The 25,154-nt window shown below is 33.0% G+C and carries 18 protein-coding genes, 1 tRNA gene, 1 pseudogene and 1 other annotated feature; of the genes and pseudogenes, 14 read left to right on the top strand and 6 right to left on the bottom strand.

Annotation, left to right across the window (positions count from 1 at the left end):
- Positions 1–119 precede the first annotated feature (119 nt).
- Together Q9R40_RS06755 and Q9R40_RS06750 are read left to right on the top strand one after the other, a co-directional pair.
- Positions 120–1,550: a zinc-ribbon domain-containing protein gene (locus tag Q9R40_RS06755; RefSeq protein ID WP_304676974.1), complete on the top strand. Its 1,431-nt coding sequence runs from the start codon at positions 120–122 to the stop codon at positions 1,548–1,550.
- 73 nt (positions 1,551–1,623) lie between these two features.
- On the top strand, positions 1,624–2,511 hold the full coding sequence (locus Q9R40_RS06750; RefSeq protein WP_304676973.1) for a zinc ribbon domain-containing protein: 888 nt from the start codon (positions 1,624–1,626) through the stop codon (positions 2,509–2,511).
- A gap of 207 nt (positions 2,512–2,718) precedes the next feature.
- Here the strand turns inward: Q9R40_RS06750 and Q9R40_RS06745 are convergent, their stop codons facing one another.
- The 3 genes from Q9R40_RS06745 to Q9R40_RS06735 all read right to left on the bottom strand — a co-directional run bounded on the left by Q9R40_RS06745 (position 2,719) and on the right by Q9R40_RS06735 (position 7,168).
- Positions 2,719–5,103, bottom strand: a complete 2,385-nt coding sequence (locus Q9R40_RS06745; RefSeq protein WP_304676972.1) for a Xaa-Pro dipeptidyl-peptidase — start codon at positions 5,101–5,103, stop codon at positions 2,719–2,721.
- A gap of 104 nt (positions 5,104–5,207) precedes the next feature.
- A complete protein-coding gene (locus Q9R40_RS06740; protein WP_297584354.1) occupies positions 5,208–6,164 on the bottom strand; it encodes a hypothetical protein in 957 nt (318 codons plus the stop codon).
- Between the two features lie 32 nt (positions 6,165–6,196).
- Entirely contained in the window at positions 6,197–7,168 is a 972-nt protein-coding gene (locus Q9R40_RS06735; protein WP_304676971.1) for a hypothetical protein, read from the bottom strand.
- Between the two features lie 149 nt (positions 7,169–7,317).
- On the opposite strand from Q9R40_RS06735, the gene Q9R40_RS06730 reads away from it, so the two are divergent.
- The 7 genes from Q9R40_RS06730 to Q9R40_RS06700 all read left to right on the top strand — a co-directional run bounded on the left by Q9R40_RS06730 (position 7,318) and on the right by Q9R40_RS06700 (position 15,107).
- Positions 7,318–9,852 carry a M1 family metallopeptidase gene (locus tag Q9R40_RS06730; RefSeq protein WP_300593849.1) on the top strand — a complete coding sequence of 845 codons (2,535 nt, stop codon included), beginning with the start codon at positions 7,318–7,320 and terminating at the stop codon, positions 9,850–9,852.
- An 86-nt stretch (positions 9,853–9,938) separates the two neighbouring features.
- The gene (locus Q9R40_RS06725; protein ID WP_304676970.1) at positions 9,939–10,709 is read left to right on the top strand and encodes a Cof-type HAD-IIB family hydrolase; all 771 of its coding nucleotides are present in this window, start codon (positions 9,939–9,941) and stop codon (positions 10,707–10,709) included.
- Positions 10,710–10,864: 155 nt separating this feature from the next.
- Positions 10,865–10,938 (top strand) — tRNA-Arg (locus Q9R40_RS06720).
- A 179-nt stretch (positions 10,939–11,117) separates the two neighbouring features.
- A complete protein-coding gene (glmS, locus tag Q9R40_RS06715; RefSeq protein ID WP_304676969.1) occupies positions 11,118–12,929 on the top strand; it encodes a glutamine--fructose-6-phosphate transaminase (isomerizing) in 1,812 nt (603 codons plus the stop codon).
- Positions 12,930–13,071: 142 nt separating this feature from the next.
- A complete protein-coding gene (locus tag Q9R40_RS06710) occupies positions 13,072–13,491 on the top strand; it encodes a helix-turn-helix domain-containing protein (protein WP_297939230.1) in 420 nt (139 codons plus the stop codon).
- Positions 13,484–14,071, top strand: coding sequence for a Fic family protein (locus Q9R40_RS06705; RefSeq protein WP_300593836.1), 588 nt, complete (start codon positions 13,484–13,486; stop codon positions 14,069–14,071). Before Q9R40_RS06710 ends, Q9R40_RS06705 begins: the two co-directional genes overlap by 8 nt.
- Before the next feature lie 256 nt (positions 14,072–14,327).
- Positions 14,328–15,107, top strand: a complete 780-nt coding sequence (locus Q9R40_RS06700) for a glycosyltransferase (RefSeq protein WP_304676968.1) — start codon at positions 14,328–14,330, stop codon at positions 15,105–15,107.
- Between the two features lie 47 nt (positions 15,108–15,154).
- Here the strand turns inward: Q9R40_RS06700 and Q9R40_RS06695 are convergent, their stop codons facing one another.
- Positions 15,155–15,715, bottom strand: a complete 561-nt coding sequence (locus Q9R40_RS06695) for a DUF4811 domain-containing protein (protein ID WP_300593830.1) — start codon at positions 15,713–15,715, stop codon at positions 15,155–15,157.
- Entirely contained in the window at positions 15,712–17,187 is a 1,476-nt protein-coding gene (locus Q9R40_RS06690; protein ID WP_304676967.1) for an MDR family MFS transporter, read from the bottom strand. The genes Q9R40_RS06695 and Q9R40_RS06690 overlap by 4 nt, the downstream gene beginning before the upstream one ends.
- Positions 17,188–17,363: 176 nt before the next feature.
- Here Q9R40_RS06690 and Q9R40_RS06685 point away from each other — a divergent pair, with 176 nt between their 5' ends.
- Complete coding sequence (locus Q9R40_RS06685; RefSeq protein ID WP_300593824.1) at positions 17,364–17,801, top strand: MerR family transcriptional regulator; 438 nt, start codon at positions 17,364–17,366, stop codon at positions 17,799–17,801.
- Between the two features lie 87 nt (positions 17,802–17,888).
- Here the strand turns inward: Q9R40_RS06685 and Q9R40_RS06680 are convergent, their stop codons facing one another.
- The gene (locus tag Q9R40_RS06680; RefSeq protein WP_304676966.1) at positions 17,889–19,643 is read right to left on the bottom strand and encodes an oligopeptide ABC transporter substrate-binding protein; all 1,755 of its coding nucleotides are present in this window, start codon (positions 19,641–19,643) and stop codon (positions 17,889–17,891) included.
- Between the two features lie 79 nt (positions 19,644–19,722).
- Positions 19,723–19,962 (bottom strand) — a binding site (T-box leader).
- Between the two features lie 357 nt (positions 19,963–20,319).
- Here Q9R40_RS06680 and Q9R40_RS06675 point away from each other — a divergent pair.
- The 4 genes and pseudogenes from Q9R40_RS06675 to glgD all read left to right on the top strand — a co-directional run bounded on the left by Q9R40_RS06675 (position 20,320) and on the right by glgD (position 25,153).
- Positions 20,320–20,685: a pyridoxamine 5'-phosphate oxidase family protein gene (locus Q9R40_RS06675; protein ID WP_004895383.1), complete on the top strand. Its 366-nt coding sequence runs from the start codon at positions 20,320–20,322 to the stop codon at positions 20,683–20,685.
- Positions 20,686–20,997: 312 nt separating this feature from the next.
- Positions 20,998–22,887, top strand: coding sequence for a 1,4-alpha-glucan branching protein GlgB (glgB, locus tag Q9R40_RS06670; RefSeq protein WP_300593819.1), 1,890 nt, complete (start codon positions 20,998–21,000; stop codon positions 22,885–22,887).
- Positions 22,888–22,901: 14 nt separating this feature from the next.
- Positions 22,902–24,015 (top strand): annotated as a pseudogene (locus Q9R40_RS06665) (glucose-1-phosphate adenylyltransferase).
- Positions 24,005–25,153: a glucose-1-phosphate adenylyltransferase subunit GlgD gene (gene glgD / locus Q9R40_RS06660; RefSeq protein ID WP_304676965.1), complete on the top strand. Its 1,149-nt coding sequence runs from the start codon at positions 24,005–24,007 to the stop codon at positions 25,151–25,153. Before Q9R40_RS06665 ends, glgD begins: the two are co-directional and overlap by 11 nt.
- Position 25,154: the final 1 nt, after the last annotated feature.

Below are 25,154 nucleotides of genomic sequence, written 5' to 3'. Positions count from 1 at the left end.
AGTATGTACATTTTTTTATTCTTATGTTTTATTAGAAGAGTATGTTTTAAATTTTAGTAAAAATACTATTGGGAATAATCAAGTTTACTTTGATTAAGTATTTTTAAGAGGGGGAAGACATGAAAAAATTTTGTCCAAATTGTGGTAAAGAAATAAAAAAAGATGTAGATTTTTGTCCAAATTGTGGCCATAAACTAAAAAAGTCAAGTAATGCATCATCCAATAATATTTCTTCATCATATGCTACATCGCAGCATGTTAAGGAAACACGTGCTCAAGTTCAAAAAAAGAAAAAAAAGCCAATAAGTAAAAAAAAGAAAATAATTTTTAGTTTTATAGGAATACTTGTAATCTTTTTTGGCGGCTTTTATATATGGGGCTCTAATTACTATGCTGAAAGTAATCAACTAAGGAGAATTGTATTAGCTATAAAGAATCCAGATAAAAATGCTGGAAAATATATTAGTTCTACGGATCCAGATATTAAGATAACCGATCAGAGTGTTAAACCACTTCAAAGCTACTACAATGAACATAAAACTGCTGCTAATAATTTAATATTACAATTTGAACATCAGACAGATATGTATGGAGTGAATTTTGTTCAATCAGGACGGTATTTCTTGATTTTCCCTAAGTATACTCTTAGAGTTCCATCCTTTACACCGACTGTGCGAACGAACCATTCAAATTCAGTAGTAAGGATGAATAACGAAAGTATAGGTAAACTTCATCGTAGTGGTAATGATTACGTGAAGAAATTACAGCCCATCTTACCTGGTAAGTATAATTTTTCTATAAATTCAACTGTTCAAGGAAGAAAATTATCTACTATATCACAGAATGATATTTGGTCTGACAGCAGCATTAATTTAAATATTAAAACAGCTACTTTAGAAATTCATAGTCTTCCAAATAGTGTTGTATATATTAATAATAAAAAAATTGGAACGTTGGATAATAAAGGGAGATTACAATTAAAAGAATACCCAATTACAGAGAGTATGAATCTTTTTGTTCGGAACGAAGTTAACGGTAAAACTATTCAATCAGAAAAAATAAAAGATTTATCTCAAGAGTTAGATTACGCTGGTAATAATACCGATATTGTCAGCTATAAAGACGGACAATATGTCATTGAACCAGAGTGGAAGGGATTAGTAAGTAAAGATGAGGCCGAGAGTATTTTAGACTCAGCTTTTGATAGTCCCGATGAAGATCAATTTGTTGATGGAGCTGGTAACGATAGTTATCAAGAAATGAAGAAAATGATTGATAGTTATAAAGACCAAGATGATATAACGAATATTGGATCGAAAGTAAACGTTCAGTCAATAGTTCCATATAGTAACAATTTGTCAAAAATTAGATATACAGTAACATGGACTTTTGAACATGACGATTATAAACGATTCCAAGTGATGCGATATACCGATGCTCTTTTGACTCAAGATGATTCAGCAACAAAGATTAAGTACATTGGAACAGGAAAATTAGTCAAAGATCGCAAAATTTCAACAACTGATAGTGAAAGTAGTGACGATGACTAAATAAGTAATATGCATAAAATATAATGTATTATTTTGGAAATCAGATTAAAAACTAAGAAAGTGTGGAGTTATTATGAAAAAATGTCCAAATTGCGGTTCTCAAATGGAAAATGATGTAAATTTTTGTACTGTTTGTGGAACTGATATCCGAAATGTTTCTCCAGAAAGTAATCAAGTTGATCTAGAAGCAAAAAATAAAAACGTTGGAGCTCAAAAAGTAGGAGAAAAAACTACAACAGAACCAAATACAAGACAGCAAAATCAAACAATATCCAAAGTTACAGAAGCTGTTAAAAATTTTGATAAAGATTCCTTATGGAATTGGTTCGTAAGTTCTTGGAAAACTCCAAGTAAAGGTCAAAAAGGTGAAAAATGGTATGGAGTTGTCACCTTATTATTAGAGATGATACTTTTTGCATGGGCAACTGGTTTTGGAATTAAGAAAATGATTGTTCAACTCTCAGGTATAAATCTTTCTTCAAACAACGAACAATTTTCAAATAATTTTAATAGCATTTTTCATGCTGTTACTATGGATTTATTTTTAGCTGTTTTAATTTTAGGAGCAGGAATAGTTATTGGTTCCTATTTTGCTCATAAGTTTATATACGAAAGTAATTACAATATTTCATTTTTTGAATATATAAATAAGATTGTTCAATTAAGCAATATTAATGCAATTATTGTGCTAGCTCTTTCCCTGCTTAGTTTTATTGATTATAAAGGTTTAATTTCTGTTATTAGTATTTTATGTACCTTTGTTGCAGTTGTATTTTTACTAGCGGGAGCAGCTGCTATTCATGAAAATGGAAAAAGTAATCGAGATTATTTTTGGGGCGAAATTATTTATGTAATTATTGTATTAGTTGCAGTTGGTCTAGCTTGGTTAATTGTTAAAAATCAAGTAATGAGTCAGTTTCAATCCATTGCAGGAAATATAGGAAAGCTGTTTTTTAACTAATTAATACTAGTTAGTAATTTGAGTTATTAAATTAGCTAATAATAAAAGCAGTTAGTTTTCTTTTTAGAAGACTAGCTGCTTTTTGCATACTGTAAATTTTAAAATATTATTATTTAAAATAATATCCAATACATTGTTGAGCTTGAAGTTTCCATATTGTCTCTCTCCTTTCTTTAAGTGGAGGCTCAGTATTAGTATCAATAGTCATTACATCTCATGAAAAATCAATTGTGTCTTATCTAAATCAATAGTATAAGTTTCTTCTTCTAGTGGACGCTTGGTCATTCCTTGATCAGTTGAGTAAATAATTAAACCTAATCGTGCACCCGCTGGCAAGCGATAGAAGGTAGGCTGCAATTCAAACTCCAAGTCATAGAATTTACCAGGTTCAACTTTTTCTGCATGTTTCATATCTGCATAGTTTTGAACATTCATATGACCTTTAGTAATTAATTTAGCCTTAGTTTCTTTATCAGGAACGAATTCCTTCATTACTTCAGTCCCGAAACGATAGCCCAATTCTTGAATTTGATCATTAAATGACTTAGGAATTGGAGTGAGACGTTTTCTAGTACCTAAATCAACTAGAGCTACAGAAATTTGTCCTTTAGGAAGAGATGTAGAGACACTCATTTTAATCTTAGGACGACCAACCACTGTAACGGTATGAATGAATTCGTCAGTTACAAAGCGCAATTGTTGATCAAGCCATTTTTCTTCTCCGGAAATGAAGTCGTACTGCCATTTTTCTTCAGAAATCTTAGCTTCTTTAAAGATCTTTCCGCCTTGGTCGGTAAATGAAACTTTATCATTGTCTTCTCCGCCATCTTTTAAGAGGCTGCCACTCTTATCTGGGAAGTAAATTTCTTTTTTACCTAATTCATTATTCCAAGTTGGTTCTTCATGCCAGATATCTGGTTGTAAATTATCTTGAATCATTACATCTTTCCATTGTTTGTAAGCATTATTTTTAATGCCTAACAATTCATGACAGAACCAGAGGTTCATTAAATCCGAAAAGTCAATGGAAAGAAGGTTATTCATGTTGTAGTGAGGACCTTGGTGTAAGAATAGTTTATGTGCGATTGGTAATTTAGAAACTTTTTGCCAAATTTTATAAACATTCTTAGGCTTAACATTCCAGTCATTAAGACCATGAACTGAAATCCAAGAACATTTAATATTATCAGTGTGGTGACGATAATTTCTAGCCTCCCAAAAGTCAGAATATTGGCCAGTTTCACGGTCTGATTTTTCTAAAAGACGCTTTTGCATTGCATCATATTTAGGTTTGATTTTTAGATAGTCACCTGCATCCCAAAGATTAGACTGGCAAGTTTCAGCCAGCATATCTAAGTCTTCCCCTTGGCAAGCTTCTGGAGCAATGACTAAGCCATGTTCGCGGTAGTAATCATACCAAGAAGAAATTGCAGCTTCAGAAACTACAGTTTTAAGTCCTTTTACCCCTGTAGTAGCAATTGCAATTTGAAGAGTGCCAAGGTATGAACGACCAGTCATTCCGATATTTCCATTACACCATGAAGCCTTTGTTTCATGTTTTCTAGTTCTGTCAGTATATGCAATTCGGTCACCATGAAGCCATTCAATGATTTCTTTAGCACTTTCAGTTTCTTCTGGTGCGCCAGTAATTCTTAAACCGTCGGAACCACGTGTCCCAATTGCACCAGCATAAACATTGGCAAATCCACGTGCTAATAAGTATTCATTTAGCGAATAGGCTGCTTTGTGTACTGCTCCTTCTGTAGCAGCTTGATCTTCACTAGCTGGCTTTTGAGCTTTAGCCTTAGGCATTGCCTCATACTTAGGGTAAGGGCTCTTAGTAGCATCTTCTAGATTGATATCTACATTGTGGTTTCGCTTTTCATTAGCAATAATTCCTCCGAAGTATGGATCTGCTGTATAGAGAGCAGGGAACTTAAAGTTGTTTGATTGATAAGGACGAAAGACAGTGACTTGAAGTAAATCAGGTTTGCCATCTTCATCAGTATCAAGATCACTTTCAACATAAACCACTTCACGAATAACCTTACTCATATCAAAAACTGGGAGTGACTTACCATTAAAGTACATAAATTTATTATTACCATAAAACTGGGTGAAGTAACCTTTACCAGCCATATTATCAATGAAAGTTTGGCCATTTTTAGCTCGAGTGTTAAGTAGGCGGTAGAAAACTTTAACTAATTCATTACGATCAATTTCTTCTTGATCAGTATAAGGAAGGGCATTAGACCTCATTCGTGCTAGTGGATCATTTAAGTCATAGTCATAGCCAACATGATAGCCGAGTAATTGCAAAGCAATATTATAAAATTGGTTACGTGAAATTGAATTAGGATTTTCAGCTAAAAAATCTTTTAAATTTTTATGATCACTAACTGCAAACTCTGCTAATTTAGCTTCTTTTGCACCATAAGTTTTGGCTTCGGCAACGGAGTTTTTAATTAGCGTTGCTAAAAGGCCAGAAAAACTATTTTCTTTCCAATCATTAGGTAAGAAGTTAATAGATTGTAGTTCTTTAACCATTTGGTCGAAATTTGTTTTTAGGTAACCATATTGATTATATTTCATTTAATAGAACACTCCTTTTTTACATTTTCTCTTAATTTTTATTTTACTAGTTTTAATTGAATAAAAGAAGAATTAAAAACGCTGCAAAAAATTGCAGCGCTTAATTAGATTTTCTTTTCTTTATAGGTATCTTTATTTAAGCCTTCTTGATGATTAAAGTCTGTTCCATTTAAGTGGAAATGTTCACCATAAACTAAGGCCAAAATTTTATATTGGTCATCAGTATTTTTACCAAAAATTACATAATCACTCCATTTATTACGAGAAAAACTATCTTCAAAGTCTTTGTTAAACTGAATTTCTTTATCTTGACCACGGACATCTAATTTAACAAGAATTAAGTTTTTATCTAGTTTTGCATATTTTGAAATTTTGGCTTCGTCAACAACGGTTTCATCAATTGTTCCTTGAGAAACTTTAAATTTAATTTCTCTAACCATAGTTTTATAGTAAGAATCATCTAAATACTGTTTCAAGCTATCTAATTTATAATTTTTATTAACATATTTTTCTCTTAGAAGTTGACTATAAAGATATTGAGCTCGAATATAAATATCAATGAAACTTTTATCCAGTGTATCTATGTTATCCGAAGATAGTTTTATCTGTAACCTATTTAACAAAGATTGAAATTCTTTAATTGTTAGGTTAGGACTAAATAGCTTTAATCCAACATCGGCCGGAGAATCATGATTGTAGCTAACAGAGCCTAGCTTTACTAAAAATAGTGAATCATAGTCTTTATAAAGATGTTTAGCGAGTTTATTATAATCTCTTTGATAGCTAAGTAAGTTTCCTAATGATACTAATAAATATATGCCACCAATGATAATAAAAACGTAGAGAGAAAGTGGACCAGGACTATCAGTATCCGGCCCACTAGAAGAAGACGAGCTGCTGCCGCCACCCGATGAAGATCCTCCACCGCCGGAAGATCCGCCTCCACCAGTAGAACCCATAGAAGCATATGTTACTTTAGGCAGATCAGTATGATTAGATATGAAATTAGTTCCAGAAAACAAAAGAAGAACTAGTATCCCAATTTTTATTATTTTTTTCACGTATATTTTTCCCCTTTTCAAATTAAAACTTTTTAAACTTTATTTTGAGTAAATTTCTTTCGAGAATTTTTATTTGAAGAAGAAGTCTGATCATAAACTAGGTTAATAATTTGATAATGACCAGATTTATTCTTTCCAAAAATTACATAATCAGTCCATTTATTACGAATAAAGCTATTTTGAAAATTTTCCTTAACCTGAACTTTTTTAACGTGACCAATGATATCTAGTTGGGCAAGAATCAACTCATTGTCAAATTTGACGTATTTTGATATTTTTACCTGTTCGATAATGGTTTCACCAATTGTGTTTTTAGAAACTTTAAGCTTTATTTTCTTTTTCAGGGCTTTATAGAATCGGTGATCCAAATACTTCTTTAGAGCTCTAAGAGAATAGTAATGGTTGACAGAGCGATTTCTTAAAATTTGATTGTAAAGATAATGGGTTTGGCGATAAACTTCGATCAAATTATCGTCTAATCCAGTAATTGTACTAGACGTGTAGTTGAGCTTAGGAAGACTTAAATGCCACCTAAATTTGCTTAATTTAATATTAGGATTGAATAGAGGAAAAATATGATCACTTATTGAAGTGCGATGCTTTGTTGTATGAAAACCTAGCTTAAATAGATATTTAGTATTGTATTGATACTTTAAATGACAAGCTAGAAAAAATCTACTTAAAAAGCAATCCACACGGTTATAGACAGTAGAGAGGAGAAACATAAACAAGACATATACTGGTACTAGAATAAATGCTATTAGTAGACTAGTAAAAGTAAAGGGAGAATAGGAACGGTGCCATCTGTGACCAGTACTTGAAGAAGAATGATGATTTCTTGATTCTTCGCCTCCCGAAAAAGAATGATGCCTTCTTCTTGATTCTCCGCCAGTAGAACCTATTGAAGCAAAAGTTGGCTGATCAAAATTAACTGTATGAGTATAAATGAAAACTGCGTTTATGGCTAATATAAGTGCAACTAGAAGCTTATAGACGTTTTTCACAACTTTTCTCCTGAAATGAATTATATGTGTTATTTATTATTTAGATTTTAATAAAGAGAACTAAATTGTTTTTAATTCAAAAACTGGTAAGTAGGATTTTAATTTCTTATAATAAATAGTTGAGAAGTTAAAATATTGGAGGTCCAAATATGGCAGAAGTTAAACGCTTTTATGAAACTTTCCATCCGGAACATTATGATATCTATTTAGATATTAGTCGTGAAAAGAAGAGATTTCATGGTAAGACTGTTGTAATCGGTGAAGCACAAGAAGAATTAGTTAAACTAAATCAAAAGTACTTAAAGATTACCTCTGTTAGAGTAGATCAAAAGAAGGCTGATTTTAATTACAACGATAAAGATGAAGTAATTAATATTGAAGCTGGAAAAGTAGGTAAGATGAAAATTGAAGTTGACTTCGAAGGTAAGTTGACTGATACAATGATGGGAATTTATCCTTCTTACTACGAAGTTGATGGTGAAAAGAAGCAATTAATTGGTACACAATTTGAAACCACCTTTGCTCGTCAAGCCTTCCCATGTGTTGATGAACCAGAAGCAAAAGCTACTTTTGCACTTGCAATTAAGTTTGATGAAAAACCCGGTGAAAGTATTATTTCTAACCAACCAGAAGAGAAGCTTAAAGATGGTGTTCACTACTTTAAACCAACTCTACGTATGTCTAGTTATTTGGTTGCTTTTGTCTTCGGTGATATGCAAAGAAAATTGACTAAGACAAAATCTGGCGTTGAAATTGGTGTTTTTGCTACAAGAGCTCACCAAGCAAAAGAATTAGATTTTGCCTTAGACATTGCAAAGCGTTCAATTGAATTCTTTGAAGATTTCTATGAAACTCCATATCCATTAGAGCATTCATATCAAGTAGCACTTCCCGACTTTTCAGCTGGTGCGATGGAAAACTGGGGTTGTGTAACTTATCGTGAAGCATACTTATTACTTGATCCTGACAATACTTCATTAGAAATGAAGCAATTAGTTGCTACAGTTATTGCCCATGAATTAGCTCACCAATGGTTTGGAGACTTAGTAACTATGAAGTGGTGGGATAATCTATGGCTTAACGAAAGTTTTGCTAATATGATGGAATATGTGGCTATTGATGCCTTAGAACCAAATTGGAAAATTTGGGAAATGTTCCAAACTTCAGAAGTTCCAGCAGCTCTCCAAAGGGATGCAACAGACGGTGTTCAATCTGTTCATGTTATGGTTAATGATCCAGCTGAAATTGATGCCTTATTTGACTCAGCTATTGTTTATGCAAAGGGATCAAGAATGTTAGTAATGGTTCGTGCCTTACTTGGAGATGAAGCTCTTCGTGAAGGCTTGAAGAACTACTTTGCTGCTCATAAATATGGCAATGCAACTGGGGATGACTTATGGAAGGCTCTTGGAGAAGCAAGTGGCTTAGACATTGGTGCGATTATGCATTCTTGGCTTGAACAACCAGGTTACCCAGTAGTAAACGCAAAAGTTGAAGATGGTAAGTTAGTTTTAACCCAAAAACAATTCTTTATCGGTGAAGGTAAGGAAGTAGGACGTAAGTGGCAAATTCCACTAAATTCAAACTATGCCGCTGTTCCAAAGATTATGAAGGATGAAAAATTAGTTGTTGGTGACTATGCTGATTTAATTGCTGACAACGGTGTTCCATTCCGTTTAAATGTAGGCAACAATTCAGACTTCATTGTTAAATATGATAAGACCTTACTTGATGATATTTTGAGCCACATTGATGAATTAGATGCGGTTGATAAATTACAATTATTACAAGACTTCAGATTATTAGCTGAAGGCGGTCAAATGTCTTATGCAGACATTGTTCCACTTCTTCCTAAGTTTGCAGATTCTACTTCACCAATTGTAAACAATGCTTTATACAGAATTATGACTACTTTACGTAATTTTGTAACTCCAGATTCTAAGGAAGAAAAAGACCTAAAGAAGCTTTATAATTTACTTTCTGAAAAACAAGTTAAGCGTCTAGGATTACTTCCAAAAGCTGGTGAATCTAATGACGATAACTTAACTAGACCATATGTTGTTGCAGCTTCCCTATATGCTGATAATGATGAGACAATTAATGGTCTACATACTATTTATTCAGAAAATTCTGATAATCTAGAAGGTATTTCAGCTGATATTAGAAGTGCTGTTTTGGTTAACGAAGTTAAGAACTTTGGTAACATGACTCTATTTGATAAACTTCTTAAGAAGTATCAAGAAACTTCTGACGCAAGTTTGAAGCAAGACTTATGTGCCGGTATCACTTCAACTAAAATGCCTGAAATCATTGATGCAATTGTTGATGACTTTGAAAATTCTGAAATTATTAAGCCACAAGACTTACGTGCATGGTACCGTAATGTTTTAGCTAATCCATTTGGTCAAGAACAAGCTTGGAACTGGATTAGATTAGAATGGCCATGGCTTGAAGCAACTGTAGGTGGAGATATGGAATTTGCAACCTTTATTACTGTAACTGCAAATATTTTCCATACTGAAGAAAGATTGAATCAATTCAAAGACTTCTTTGAACCAAAGATCAATACTCCAGGCTTAACTCGTGAAATTAAGATGGATACTAAGGTAATTGAAACTAAAGTTAACTTAGTTAAGAAAGAACAGGCTGCTGTTAATACTGCAATTGCTAAAGCTGTTGACTAAAATTTGAAAAATAAATAATTAAAAGATGCGCTTTCAGTTTTGAAAGCGCATTTTTGATATAATTTAAAGGATAGAGGTGACAAAATTTGGTAAAAACAATATTTTTTGATGTGGATGGGACATTAGTTTCTCATAAAACTGACAGCGTTCCAGAAAGTACTAGGAAGGCACTTAAACTTTTACATGAAAATGGCTATAAATTAGTACTAGCTACGGGTCGTGATATGAGTCAATTGAAAAAATTGCCAGTCAAAGATTTGAAATTTGACGGTTATTTAACGATGAATGGTCAACTTTGTTTAGATGAAAATGGAAAAGAAATTTTTGGTAATCCAATTGATGAGAAGAATACTGAAAAAATGGTCCACCTAATCAAGGAAAAAACTGTTCCAATTACTACGATCGGTAAAGAGGGCCCGTATATTAATTTTGTAACTGATGAGGTGGTAGCTGCTCAAAAAGCTGTTTCAAGTAAAGTTGCACCTATTGGTGAATATCACGGAGAAAAAGTCTATCAATTTATTGCATATGGAGATCGAGAAAAATTAAAGAATTTAGTGGATGATTTACCTAATTGTAAATTAAGTTGGTGGAATGAATATGCAGTAGATATCATTTCAAAAGATGGTGGTAAATTAGCTGGTATTGAAAAGTATCTAGAACTACAAGGTCAAACTTTAGCAGACTCAATGGCTTTTGGTGATGGGGAAAACGATCTAGAAATGTTAAAAGCTGTTAAAATTGGAGTTGCAATGGGAAACAGCGAAGAGCAAGTAAAGGCTATTGCTGACTATGTAACTACTGATATTGATGCAGAAGGCATCTTTAATGCCTGTAAGCACTATAAGTTGATTTAGAGGAATAGGAATGGCAAATATCACTCGCTATTCCTTATTTTTATATCCCCAAAGGAGGATAGATAAAAATTTAAATTAAAATCAAAAAAATTCAAAAAAGTAATTGACATATCAGTCCCTTTTCCCTATACTAGAATATGTTCTGTTAAGGAATTGGTTTGGTAGCTCAGCTGGATAGAGCAACGGTCTTCTAAACCGTGGGTCGTGAGTTCGAATCTCACCCAAATCACTGATATGACGCCCCGTATGGGGCGTCTTTTTTTGTGCAATTTTTTATTTTTTGATATAGACCAATTATAAACAAAATATCTTGACCAATTTATTTAATAGGGTTATTATTGCTAATATAACAGCAAAATAACTATAGTCCATTTTAATTAAAGGAACTATACCAAAAGGAGAAAACTTATGTGTGGAATTGTTGGTGTTGTTGGAAAACCTGCAAGAGATATTATTTTAAATGGCTTAACTAACTTAGAATATCGTGGTTACGATTCTGCAGGTATTTATTTAAATGACTTAAATGGAAACGAATACCTAACTAAAGCAGTAGGTAGAATTTCTAACCTAAAAGAAAAATTAACTCCTGATGAACAAGGATTAGTAGGAATTGGTCATACTCGTTGGGCTACACATGGTAAGCCAACAGTTGATAATGCTCACCCTCACTTTGACGAAACTAAGCGTTTTTACCTAGTTCATAATGGGGTTATTGAAAATTATGCCGAATTAAAAGAAAAATACTTACAAGGAGTAAAATTCCACTCTAATACTGATACTGAAGTGGTTGTCCAATTAATTAGTAAGATTGCTCGTGAGAAGAATTTAGATGGCTTTTCTGCATTTAAAGAAGCTTTGAAATTAGTTAAGGGTTCATATGCCTTCCTTTTAGTTGATAATACTGAACCAGAGCATGTTTTTATTGCTAAAAATAAGTCACCAATGATGTTAGGTCTTGGTGATGGTTTCAATATTATTGCTTCTGATGCAATTTCTGTTTTAGATCAAACCAAAACTTTTGTTGATTTACAAGATGGTGATGTTGGTGACATTACTAAAGATTCTTACATAATCGAAACTGTTGATGGTGAAAAAGTTGAACGTAAGTCCCATGTATTAGATATTGATCCTAATGCAGCTTCAAAGGGAACTTACGAATTTTACATGCTTAAAGAAATTGATGAACAACCAAGCGTAATGCGTAAAATTTCTCAAACTTATTTTGATGAAAGCGATGATGTTAAGGTTGATCCAAAAATTATTGATTCTATTTCAAAAGCAGATCGTATTTATATTTATGCTGCCGGAACAAGCTATCATGCTGGTTTAGTTGGTAAGACAATGTTAGAACACTATACTGGAATTCCAACTGAAGTTGGCTTGGCTTCAGAAGCCGGCTACCACTTCCCAATGATGAGTAAGAACCCATTCTTTATTTTCTTAACTCAATCAGGAGAAACAGCTGATTCTCGTGTTGTTTTGAAAGAAGTTAATAAGCGTAATATTCCAAGTTTAACAATTACTAATGTAGAAGGTTCAACCTTATCAAGAGAAGCAGACTACACTATGCTTTTAGAAGCTGGTCCTGAAATTGCAGTTGCATCTACTAAGGCATATACTGCCCAAATTGCTGTTCAAGCAGTCCTAGCTAAGGCATTGGGTGAAGCACTTAATAAAGCAGAAGCTAAAGATTGGAATTTAAAGCATGATTTAGCTATTGCAGCAGAAGGGATGCAGCAACTTGTTGATAGTAAAGAAAGTCTGAAAGACATTGCTGATAAATACTTAATTAAGTCTAGAAATGCTTTCTATATTGGACGTGGAATTGATTATGCAGTAGCTTTAGAAGGCGCATTAAAGCTTAAAGAAGTTTCATATATTCAAACTGAAGGCTTTGCAGCAGCGGAATTAAAACATGGTACTATTTCTCTTATCGAAAAAGATACCCCAGTAATTGCCTTAATTAATGATCCGGCAACGGCTGATTTAACTCGGGGAAATATTCAAGAAGTTGTCTCTAGAGGTGCTAACGTTGTTACTATTGCTGGTAAAGACTTTGCTAGAGAAGGCGACAATGTAGTTTTACCAGAAATTAATTACTATATGTCTGCCTTATTAACTGTTGTACCAGCTCAACTTCTTGCATATTATGCATCTAAAGATAAGGGTCTTGATGTAGATAAACCACGTAACTTGGCCAAGAGTGTTACAGTTGAATAATAGATTTTAGATTAATTATTAAAATAGAGAATTAGTGATTTTAAGGTGCTAATTCTCTATTTTTTATGTAATTCTTTAGTGAAAAGCCTAATTTTGATTTAAAATATATAGGTATAGTAAGGTGAAATGAGCGAGGGCAATTATGTTATCAAAAATATCAATTTTACTTACAAATCATCATTTAACCTTAAAGGATATTTCACAAAGTAATTCTTTAATGGAAAAAGATTTAGAAGATGCACTTAATGAGAATCCCGATAATTGGTCAAGTGCAATTTTATCGGCATTGTCATCCTCTTTAAATATGCGACCAGGGGATTTATTAGAATTACTTGATCCAGTTTATTCTTTGAAAATTAATGATACTAATCAAATGATTCAAGGTATTTATATTGAAGATCCAGAAATGTATGAACAAATTAGATTTGTTGTAGAAAGTGAAAACTTAGAGGGTTGGCAACCAGATGAAGAGGATATTTTAATGCTTCTTGATGAGGCAATTAATCCATCTAAGGAAATTAAAACTGAAATTGATCGAATTTGGGGTGAAGAAAATGAATGAGGCCGTAAAGGATTCGGAATGGTATCGTCAAAAATTTCTTTATCCAAATGGTACGCTTAAAAATAAGCTAAATATTACTGATGCGGCGGAATTAGCACAAAAAGAATACTTAGGCTCAGGAATTCGGGCAGTTGCTTTTTTGAGAAAGAATAAAAAAATTACTAGTGTTGAAGATTTGAAAAAAATTCATAAAATTATGTTTGGTTGGCTTTACGATTGGGCTGGTCAGATTAGAGATTATGAATTAATTAAAGGGGAGACGGAGTTTTTAGAGTATTCTCGGATTAATTTTGGAATCGAAGAAATAGACGAAAAGATACAACAATTATCATCTAAAAAAGAACTTGCAAATGTTGACTATGCCTTTTTACTTGATAGATTAAATTATCTTCATCCCTTTAGAGAAGGAAATGGACGAAGCAGTAAATTATTTTTACAAGCTTTTGCTGCAAATCATGGTCAAGTGATTGATTATCCACGTTCAAACAAAGAGCTAATTATTGCCCAAAATAATGCAGATATTGATCAAATTGCAAGCTTAATTAAAGTCAGTGCTAAAGCGAAGAATTCTACTAATTAAATGTTTTAATTTAACAATAGAAGAAAAATGAACTAAGATATAAATGACTGATCCGAAAACTTCTCCTTTAAGAAGTGTAACAATTTATTTTTCTTCATTAAGATCATGTTGAGCTACAATCAGAAATGATTGTAGCTTTTTTGTTTTGTTTATAAATTTGGTCTTAAAAATAGTAAATGATGAGCATATTAATTTATTATAAAGCGCTATCAAGAGATAATTATTAATAATATTAAACTGAAAAGGGATGACTATTATGAAAAATCCTAGGTTAATTGTTTCTTTGACAAGTTATGGTGATAGGTTAGGTACATTATCTATCTGTCTTAAAAGTTTACTCAATCAGACTAGAAAAGCTGATAAAATTTTGGTTTATCTAACGGATGATATTAAAGAACGTCATCTTCCAACATCTCTTCGTGAATTACGGGGTAAAGGTGTTGAATATCGATTTATTCCCTTAGATTTAAAGCCGCATAAAAAATACTACTATGCTATGCAAGAGTTTCCTGACGATATTATTGTTACAGTAGATGATGATGTTATTTACTATAAAGAAATGCTTTCAGAATTATACAAAACGTACTTAAAATTTCCAAAATGTATTGTTACGGGAAGAGCACATGAAATAACTTTTAATGATGATGGATCAATTAGGGCATATGATGATTGGAATTGGTGTAGTCAAAAGTGTGAAAAACCATCGATGAAATTATTAGCTACAGGAGCCGGCAGTGTTTTATATCCTCCTCATCTATTAGATAAAAAGCTATTGTTTAATCTAGATTATATTAAGCACTACATTACAGTAGATGATTTATGGTTAAAATTAGTCGAAGTATTATCGAATGTACCAACGGTAGTATGTAGTTTAAAGATAGAAAAAATGCGTGAGGGAATTCCTGATACACAAGCACAGGGCTTATTTAATAAAAATGTTGGTAAGAATGAAAATGATCTTTATCTAAAAGACTTAGACAGGGAATTTTCCTTAGCAAGTAAAATTCTCGCCTATGAAAAAAGTAAAGAAGAGTAAAAAAGAAACGTCTGCTTGGACGTTTCTTTTTAGGATATAAATATAAATTAATGAATAGAGGCTGTTTTTTGAGCTTGAATTTTTTCTTGCATTTGCTTTTGTAATTTTTGCATCTCTTTAGTTGAAATTACTTTCCAGCTTGATGGAATAGTAAAAATATATTTTCTTTGTTTGAGTTCATTATCATGGGCAAATACACCAAACATAATTCGGCTAAAATTATCTCGGTAAACATACCGAGTGGTTTCTATTTGAAGATTGGCTTGCGCACTATGCTTAATTTCAGTTGATACCTTATCAAGTTTAATAGCCTTTGGCTTCTTTTGTTCATTGTTAGTCTTATATAAGTATACTTTTTCTGTGCCGTTACCTAGGGGTTGATAGAGTAGAAGGGAAAGATTAGGGTTAGCACTTGAGACTAGACTTTGTTTATTTATCTCTGTTTCAGTTTTCATTCCCCAATGATTATAATCATGTGCAACGATTCCCAAAATACAAAGTGATGTAACAATCAAGGAAAGCCACGAAATTAGAGTATGTCCTTTACCAGGGATAACGTTGAAGTAAATAAATAAAATTGCTGCTAAGATTAAAATTACGATTATCATTGTCCATTCACCTCTTCTTGATTTTCACGGGCACGATTACCTTTCTTGAGAAAGAAGGCAAGAACCAAAGCAATTAAAGCAAAGACAATACTCATGGCAAAGGAAGCATGGAATCCATCTAAAGTAGCATTAATAACTTGATTTTTATATTGAAGTGGTAAAGTTTTCAGTAATTCTTTACTTGGCATATTTTTGTTAGTCGTAGTAGTTAAGATAGAGACTAAAATGGCAGTACCAATTGAACTTAAAACTTGTCTAAAGGTATTGTTTACTGCAGTTCCGTGTGAAATCTTGTCTAAAGGCAATGAGTTCATCCCAGAAGTAGTAACATTCATCATAACTAAGGCAACTCCGACCATTCTGATTGCATATAAAACAATAATCATGGTATATGAACTTTGCTCGGTCAAAAAGACAAATGGGATTGTACCTAAAGTTAAAAGAGTCATCCCTGTAATGGCCATCTTGCGGGCACCGTATTTATCAAACAAACGTCCTGTAATTGGTGACATAATTCCAATCATTAAGGCACCTGGTAAAAGCATTAGACCTGAGTGAAATGCAGATACTCCCCGTAAGTTTTGGATGTATAAAGGTAGCACCATCTCTATACCAACCATGGCCAAATTTGTAATACCACTTAGGGCTGCTGCTAAAGAAAATTCAAAATGTTTGAACACAGTAATATCTAAGAAAGGATCTGACATCTTCAATTGACGAAGGTCGAAGAGGATGACAAACACAATGCCTACCCCAATAAACATTAAAATTTCTGGATTAGTCCAACCTTTATTACCAGCTTCGGAGAAACCATAAAGTAAGCTACCAAATCCAACAGTCGAAGTTGTTACAGATAAAATATCAATTTTTTCTTTTTTAGTAGGGAGTACATCTTTAATTAAGAAGAAGGCTAGTAGGATAACTATACCGGCAATTGGAGCAATAATACTAAATAAGTAGCGCCAAGAAAGATTATCAACAATCCAACCAGATAAAGTTGGGCCGATGGCAGGAGCTAAGCCAATAACAATACCAACAGTTCCCATTGCGGCTCCACGTTTATTAGCCGGAAAGATAGAAAGCATAATTGTTTGAAGAAGAGGCATCGTTACTCCAACACCTAATCCTTGAATAATTCTACCAGCAAGTAAGGTTCCAAAATTTGGCGCAATCGCTGCAATGACTGTTCCAATAAAGAAAACAGACATTGCACTCAAGTACATTTTTCTTGATCCAAAGCGGTTGATTAGCCATGCGGAAATTGGGATCATTACTCCGTTAACTAGCAAAAATGCTGTTGAAAGCCATTCAGCAGTTGCAGTGCTGATATGAAAGGAACGCATTATTGAAGGTAGAGCAGTAGCAAGCAATGTCCCGTTTAAGACAGTACAGAAAGAACCGATAATTAAAACTAGTACCAGTAAGTTTCGATTATAGGACTTTCCATGAATATCGGTGGGTTGTTTATCCATTTTGAAGATCCTTTCTAAATTATTAATATTAAAATTTAACTATAAAAACTATAGTCTTAAAGAAAATTATTGTCAAATAATCTTACAAATATGTAACTATTTTTGACATATTTGTTGCTAAAACTGTCATAAGATTTTAAACTAGAGTTGAGATTATGATATTTAAGGATAAAAAAATGGAAGCAAAAAAAATATTTCATGACGTGTTTCAAAATATTGAAGTCGGAATTGGTGAAGTAAGCAAAACCGTTGGTGTTTCGCAAAGACAATTACGTTATTGGGAGGAAAAAGGATATATTAAGCCAGTTGCTGATAATCAAAGTGGAGTTAGAAGATATACTCTTTCAACTTTATATTTAATTATTTTTATTAAGACCCAACTTGATCGTGGATTTACTTTAGCAGCAGCTTTTGAACGTTCAAAAGATATTAAAATAAAAAGTAAAATTGTGAGAAACTTTTTTGAACATACTTTTAATGATGTAACGATTACAGATGCAGAAAAGGCTTACGGTGAAATAGATTTAGGAGAATTTCGAGCACAAGATGAAAAGATGTATCATTTTAAAGGCATAGTTGATGAGCATGGTCGATATGTAAAAATTGATAAATAAAAAATGAAGTATCCGTTTATAGATACTTCATTTTTAGGACAAGTCGATATTAAAGTTATATATAATTAATTAGTTATGATCTATGAATTATTTGCTAAAGCCGGCTTCATACCAAACATTAGCGGATGGTTTTAATGACCATCCCGTAACCTTACTGTTAACTGCAGTAACAGAGTAAGCTCCACTAGTTGGAACGACGTAAGCTTTATTGTACATCCATCTTTGCCATTCATAGAACTTTTGTACTCGATAATTTTTATCAAAAGATTTGGCAGAATCAATTTCATCTAAAAGTTTAGTATTAGTCGGGGACACAAAGCGGGCAAAGTTATATGGCATTTTTTCACCATAAAATACACTTGGAGAAGGGTCACCGGCAGCGCCCCAACTTCCTTCAAGCACATCAATTTTAGGATCACTGGATTTAACTGCGGCAACCCAGCGATTGAATTCCATTGGGCGGCCACCGAGAAACTTAACGTTTAGACCAACTTTCTTCCATTGCTGGATATAGTTGCGCCAGATGGCCTCGCTGTTTTCTCCTGATCCACGCACAGCAATATTAATTACTAGAGGTTTACCATTAGGCTGACGTCTGTAAAGAGCACCAGGAGCTTTTTTGTAGCCAGCTTTATCTAATAATTCATTAGCTTTATTTAAATTATAAGAATAAGTTGGAATGTTTTTATCGTAATATGGCGTAAATTGCGCAGGAATTAATGAGTTGATTCTGAATTTTAAGCCATGATAAAAACGATTATTAATAACATCTACGTTCATAGCATAAGCCATGGCTTTTCTTAAAGCTGGATTATTCATTTTAGCATGAGGATTTTCTACATTTTTTCCTAGTTTTTGATCCCATTTACCAACTTTAAAAGCTAGGTAGTTGTAGCTGAGAGTCTTTTTGCCAACAAAATTAACTCCCTTGGTATTTTTTACTTGTAGCCATTGAGAGTCTAAAACGCCGGCTACATCAAATTTGTGGCTTTTGATTGCTTGGGAAACATTTGAATTAGTAATATTTGACATGTAAATATGAGCAAAATTAGGTTTCCCACGCCAGTAATATGGATTTCTAGACCAGCTAGTTGATTGACCTTGAACTGTCTTATCCATCTTGTAAGGACCAAAGTAGAGGGGATGCTTTCTAACCTGATCACTAGATACTAATTTTTCGAATGGTACTTTTTTCAAATAGTGATAAGGAGCAGCATGTTCCCAGTAAAAACCACTGGCAGCATTTAGCATTGCTGGTTTTAATTCCTTGAAATGAAGAATTAAGGTCTTCCCATTAGGACCATCTGGCATTTCAATTCCAGAAATTTCTTTGGCTTTTCCCTGATGATATTCAGCCATCCCTTTAATATTTTCCAAGGAAGAAGTATATTGAGTAGTTTGAACTTTAGGATTGGCAAGAATTTCATAAGAATATTCTAGATCTTTAGCAACTACCGGTTTACCATCTGACCAACGAACTTTGTCCTTCACCTTGATTTTGGCTGTATTATCGCGATGATTTAATTTTAATGTGGCAGCTCCTTTATCAGTAATTTGATAATGATCATTGATTGAAAACAGCGACTCATCTCCCGGAGCAGCAGCTTCTACATCTGGACTGGTATCAGCAATTTCTGAGAGAAAAATTCCAGTAAAGGGTGATTCGTTTTCTAGTGCATAGGTCAGAGTGCCACCTTTTTTAATGGCTTTCTTGGGGACATTCTGAGAAAACTTGATTGTCTGATTACTGGAATCAGTTTTCTTAGCACCACAAGCAGTTGCGAATATCGTAAGAGAGCTTGCGAGAGTTACATACAGCACTTTGGACTTTGACATCTTCATATAAAATCTCCTTTCGTCAAAAATCCACTAACAGCATGATTAAGAAAACAAAAAGACGCCCTATTAGATCGAATTGATCCAATAGGGCGTCTTGTCGCTGTACCACCTATTTTTACTAGAAAACTAGTCTTTAATTAGCGTACGGTTCAATATAAAAGAACGATACGCCGTCGCTATAAAGGGCTGTCCCTTAAACCACTCTAAATCGTAGTTTACGCTCAAAGGTGATTTTCATTAAGAATCTATCTATTTCTTCACACCAACCAGAAATTCTCTGAAAGACGATCTCTTAATTACTTTTCCTTATCAAAGCTGTTTGATAATAATGTTTGTGACCATAATATTACGCCGCTTTGAAAATAAGTCAATAGTAAATTATATTTTTCTTATTTTAAATATAAGCTATATTTTATATAATTATGAAAAATAGTTAACTCATTAGTTATAAAAAAATTATTTTTGAGATTTAAGAGAGAATAATAAGTTTGTGGTAGTGAAATTGTTATTAATCAAAAAAGCATGAGATAATATATAAGAAAAGTAAAGCGCTTAGATTAAAATAAATGATAGATAAGACAGTTATTTAATTTGATAAAAATTTGAGCAAAAAAGAAGACTTTTTTATTAAATAGGCCTATACTTATAATTGATAAGTAGTAGAAAGGAACTATATACTATGAAAAAATTGAACACAAACAAATTAACTGATAAACAAGCTGACCTTTTTAAGAACAATTTAGTTTACATTGCTACTGTTGATGAAAATGGTAATCCACAAGTTGGTCCTAAAGGCTCGATGACAGTATTGGATCCTTCACATATGCAATATCTTGAAAAAACTAAGGGTGCAGCTTTTGAAAATATTAAAAATGGTTCAAAAGTAGCATTAGTAGCAGCTGATGTACCATCACATACTGCTGTTCAAGTTTTGGCTACGCCACATGTTCATGAAGATGATGAATATGCAAAGAAGATTGTTTCAGGTACTGATACACCAAACGCATTTGTAGTAGTGCTTGATATTGATGAAATTTTTGAATAATTAATTTTTTATGATTTGCCAAATGAAATAAACACATTTATTTTATTTAATTATTATTGTATATGGAAAAGACTAAGTATACTTAACTGTTGTATAAAGCTAAGTAACTTAGTCTTTTTTTATTGCATTCTGCATAATAGTTCGCACAAAATAGAAAATATATTTTGTTATTTATATATGATATTGTAAGTGTTTTCATATAAGTGTATACTTAATTATGATTTTATAAGTAAGCGTTTAATTAAATATATAAGTATATAAAGAAAAGTAGTTGGGGGAGGAATTTTTTAAAGTTAAAGGAGTATTGGCAAAATGCACACGGAGTTGAAAGATTTTCATGCGGGTACAGAATATCACTTGCAGCAAAAGCTAGGCTGTCATAAGGAAAATGATATTTATACTTTTCAAGTCTGGGCCCCGAAAGCTAAAGAAGTATGGTTAGTGGGAGACTTTAATAATTGGGATAAAAGCCTACCTATGAAAAAAGATGAGGGCGGAGTTTGGAAAATTTCCACTTCATTGCCAAATTCAGGGCAGTTTTACAAGTATTTAGTTAAACAAGCATCTGGAACTGAAATTATGAAGATAGATCCGGTTGCTACTAAATTTGAAAAGCGGCCAGGAAATGCTGCGGTAGTAGGCGAGTTTCCTAAAAAGAAGTGGCATGATGGAGCTTGGATTGGTAGAAATAAACGAACCAATCACTTTGCGCGCCCAATAAATATTTATGAAGTTCATCTAGACTCTTGGAAACGTCATGATGATGGACGACCATTTAGTATTAAAGAGTTAAGTAAAGAGCTAATTTCATATGTTAAGAAACAAGGATTTAACTATATTGAATTTTTGCCCTTAACTGAACATCCTCTTCCCGCTTCATGGGGATATCAAAGTATTGGATATTTTGCGTTAACAAGTGATTACGGAAGTCCAGAGGATTTTCAGGATTTTGTCGAAGAATGTCATAGACAAAATATCGGTGTAATTGCTGACTGGGTACCAGGACATTTTTGCATTAATGATGATGCTTTGGCATATTACGACGGAACTCCATGTTATGAATATACGGAAAGATGGCGAGCTGAAAATAAGGGCTGGGGTGCACTTAATTTTGATTTAGGTAAAAAAGAAGTTCAATCATTTTTGCTATCAAGTGCTTTATTTTGGATTGAAGAATACCATTTAGACGGTTTACGAGTAGATGCAGTTTCAAACATGCTATATCGTGACTACGATCGCGGTCCTGGTCAGTGGGAGCCAGATCAGTATGGAGGAAACAGAAACATTGAAGGAATCGAATTTTTACATAGCTTAAATAGGATTGTAAAGGGACTCCATCCTCAGGTATTAATGATTGCCGAAGAAAGTTCGGCTCAAGTAAAGATTACTGGGCGTATTGAAAATGGCGGTTTAGGATTTGACTTTAAGTGGAATATGGGCTGGATGAATGACATCTTACGTTTTTACGAAATGGACCCATTATTCCGAAACTATAATTATAATTTGGCGACATTTTCTTTTATGTATCGGATGAGTGAAAACTTTATGCTACCACTTTCTCATGATGAAGTAGTTCATGGTAAAAGAAGTTTAATGGACAAAATGTGGGGAGATAATCGCGAAAATGAATTTGCTCAATTAAGAAATTTACTTACAGCACAGATTACCTATCCTGGGAAAAAATTATTGTTCATGGGAAGTGAATTTGGGCAATATTTGGAATGGCGGTTTGATGAGGGCTTAGATTGGACTGAGCTTAATGATCCATTAAATGCAAAGATGCAAAAATTCGATCAAAAATTAAATGAGTTATATTTAAATGAACCGGCTTTATGGCAACGAGAACAAAAAGAAGATTCAATAACTATTATTGATGCGGATAATCATGAAGAATCAATTTTATCCTTCTTGAGACAGGGAAATAAGAGACATGATTTTGTAATTGTTATTTTGAATTTTACACCAGTAACTCGAAAAAACTTTACAGTTGGTGTTCCTTATGAAGGATCATATCAAGAATTTTTTAATAGTGAGTTAGTGGAATATGGTGGTAAATGGAATAAAAAACCACAAATTTGTAAAACAAAAAAAGCTAAATTTAAAGAATTAAATTATCAAATTCAATTAGATGTGCCTGGTTTTAGCGCAATGATATTAAAACCTAAAGATGTAACTATTCCAAGACATTATCATACGAAGTAGAAGAGGAACAAAAAATGAAAACAGAAATGCTAGGTCTAATTTTAGCTGGTGGTAAAGGCACGCGTTTAGGAAAATTGACTCAAAATCAAGCAAAACCTGCTGTCCCTTTTGGTGGGAGATATAGAATTATTGATTTTACGTTAAGTAATTGTGTAAATTCGGGTGTTCGTAATGTAGGTGTAATTACGCAATATCAACCATTAGTTTTGAATAATCATATCGGTAGCGGTCAAAGTTGGGGATTAGACGGGTTGGACTATAAGGTAACAATCTTACAGCCCTATACTGATAATCGTGGTAGTAAATGGTTCCAAGGCACGGCTCACGCAATTTATCAAAATATTGATTTTATTAATCAAGAAGATCCTGAGTATGTCCTGATACTTTCCGGTGATCATATTTATAAAATGGATTATCAGGAAATGTTAGAAGAACATATTAGAAATAATGCTTCTTTAACAGTAGCTGTAATCGATGTTCCCTGGGAAGAAGCGCATCGTTTTGGAATTATGAATTCTGATATAAGTGGACGAATTACAGAATTTATTGAAAAACCTAATCTATATTTTTAATTGGAAGAGATTAAAAAAGGTTTTAGAGGATGCTTTTGCTACAAATGATACAATGGTTGATTTTGGTAAAAATGTTATTCCTTATTACCTGGATAGTGATGAAAGAGTATTTGCTTATCAGTTTTCTGGTTACTGGAAAGACGTTGGTACTGTTGACTCTTTATGGGCAGCTAATATGGAAATTTTGGACCATAAGGATGTTTTAGATTTAAACGACCGGTCGTGGAGAATATACTCAAAGAATCTAATTGCTCCTCCTGAACTTATTACTGATAATGCCTATATCGAAAGGTCAATGATTGTTGATGGATGCTATGTAGACGGAAAAGTGATCCATTCCATTTTATCGACAAAGGTAGATGTTCAAAAAGATGCAACTGTCATTGATTCAATTATTATGCCAGGAGTTCATATCGGAAAGGGTGCTGTTATCAAGCATGCGATTATTGGTGAGAATGCAGAAATTGGAGATAATGCAGTGATAGAACCCGAGAAAGATGAAGTAGTTTTAGTAGGAAATCATGAAAGAATAGGAGTGTTAGCAAATGAAGAATAGTAAGATGAGTGCTATTTTTAGCAATCAATATGAGTACAATGAACTATTTCCGTTAACAAATGACCGCTCCTTATCTACCCTGGCTTTCGCTGGAAAATATCGCGTTATGGACTTTCCTTTATCGAGTATTGTGAATGCTGGAATCAATAATGTCTACACCTTAATCAACGAAGGTAAAGTTCGTTCCTATTTTGATCATTTAGGTGGTGGAAAGGAATGGGGACTTGATACTATCAATTCTTATGAATATATTGATTTTTATCAAAAGTTGATGGAAAAGAAGTCAAATGGTAGAGAATATTTCTCAGATATTATTGAATTTCTAGAAACGACTGCTTATCCATATACTGTTTTTATTGGAAATAAGATGCTTGGAAATTTTGATTTAAGATCAATATTGCATTACCACAAAGAAAACAATAATAAAGTTACGGCTGTTTTTGCACAGACCGATATTCATAATTTAGCTCCTGATGATGAGATGTTTATCTTAGATTCGGATAACAATGTTTTAGGCGTACAACAACTTATTGATATGCAGATACAAAATAAGTATAACTTGAGTGTAAATATTTATATTGCGGATACTGACTGGGTAATTGAAGAATTAAAGAAGGCACAGTTGAGCCGAGAAGAAATCGATCTAAATCGCTACCTGGCAAAATTAGCAGTTAAGTATCGGACTACTGCATATGAATATACAGGCTATCTGAGAAATATTTTTACGATTAAAAATTACTATGATGCAAATATGGATATGCTTGATAGTAAATTAATGAGTTCTTTACTCAGTTCCAATCATAGAATTATCACAAGAATTAGAAATGAAGTAGGAACGTATTTTGCTGATGGATCAAATGTAACTGATTCCTTATTGGCAACTGGGAGCAGAATTTATGGAAAGATTAATCACAGTATTCTTTCTAGAAGAATTATAGTTGAAAAAGATGCTGAGATTAGTGGATCCATCTTAATGTCGCAAGATCATATTCAAGAAGGTGCAGTTATCAAGAATGCAATCTTGGATAAGGGTGTCAAGGTTATGCCACATATTAAAATTATTGGTACGCCAGAAAAACCAATCGTAATTGAGAAGAATAGTGTAATTGATGTTGATATGATTAGGAAAGCGCGGTAAA

The organism is uncultured Lactobacillus sp., assembly GCF_948948975.1.
Lineage (GTDB): Bacteria > Bacillota > Bacilli > Lactobacillales > Lactobacillaceae > Lactobacillus.
The sequence above is the reverse complement of the archived record's forward strand: the minus strand, read 5'-3'. Positions and strand labels throughout refer to the sequence as shown.

Excerpts from the sequence above, each read along its gene's own strand:
- Q9R40_RS06755 (WP_304676974.1), top strand. The coding sequence starts at position 120 with ATGAAAAAATTTTGTCCAAATTGTGGTAAAGAAATAAAAAAAGATGTA.
- Q9R40_RS06750 (WP_304676973.1), top strand. The coding sequence starts at position 1,624 with ATGAAAAAATGTCCAAATTGCGGTTCTCAAATGGAAAATGATGTAAAT.
- Q9R40_RS06745 (WP_304676972.1), bottom strand. The coding sequence starts at position 5,103 with ATGAAATATAATCAATATGGTTACCTAAAAACAAATTTCGACCAAATG.
- Q9R40_RS06730 (WP_300593849.1), top strand. The coding sequence starts at position 7,318 with ATGGCAGAAGTTAAACGCTTTTATGAAACTTTCCATCCGGAACATTAT.
- glmS (WP_304676969.1), top strand. The coding sequence starts at position 11,118 with ATGTGTGGAATTGTTGGTGTTGTTGGAAAACCTGCAAGAGATATTATT.
- Q9R40_RS06710 (WP_297939230.1), top strand. The coding sequence starts at position 13,072 with ATGTTATCAAAAATATCAATTTTACTTACAAATCATCATTTAACCTTA.
- Q9R40_RS06705 (WP_300593836.1), top strand. The coding sequence starts at position 13,484 with ATGAATGAGGCCGTAAAGGATTCGGAATGGTATCGTCAAAAATTTCTT.
- Q9R40_RS06700 (WP_304676968.1), top strand. The coding sequence starts at position 14,328 with ATGAAAAATCCTAGGTTAATTGTTTCTTTGACAAGTTATGGTGATAGG.
- Q9R40_RS06695 (WP_300593830.1), bottom strand. The coding sequence starts at position 15,715 with ATGATAATCGTAATTTTAATCTTAGCAGCAATTTTATTTATTTACTTC.
- Q9R40_RS06690 (WP_304676967.1), bottom strand. The coding sequence starts at position 17,187 with ATGGATAAACAACCCACCGATATTCATGGAAAGTCCTATAATCGAAAC.
- Q9R40_RS06685 (WP_300593824.1), top strand. The coding sequence starts at position 17,364 with ATGGAAGCAAAAAAAATATTTCATGACGTGTTTCAAAATATTGAAGTC.
- Q9R40_RS06680 (WP_304676966.1), bottom strand. The coding sequence starts at position 19,643 with ATGAAGATGTCAAAGTCCAAAGTGCTGTATGTAACTCTCGCAAGCTCT.
- Q9R40_RS06675 (WP_004895383.1), top strand. The coding sequence starts at position 20,320 with ATGAAAAAATTGAACACAAACAAATTAACTGATAAACAAGCTGACCTT.
- glgB (WP_300593819.1), top strand. The coding sequence starts at position 20,998 with ATGCACACGGAGTTGAAAGATTTTCATGCGGGTACAGAATATCACTTG.
- glgD (WP_304676965.1), top strand. The coding sequence starts at position 24,005 with ATGAAGAATAGTAAGATGAGTGCTATTTTTAGCAATCAATATGAGTAC.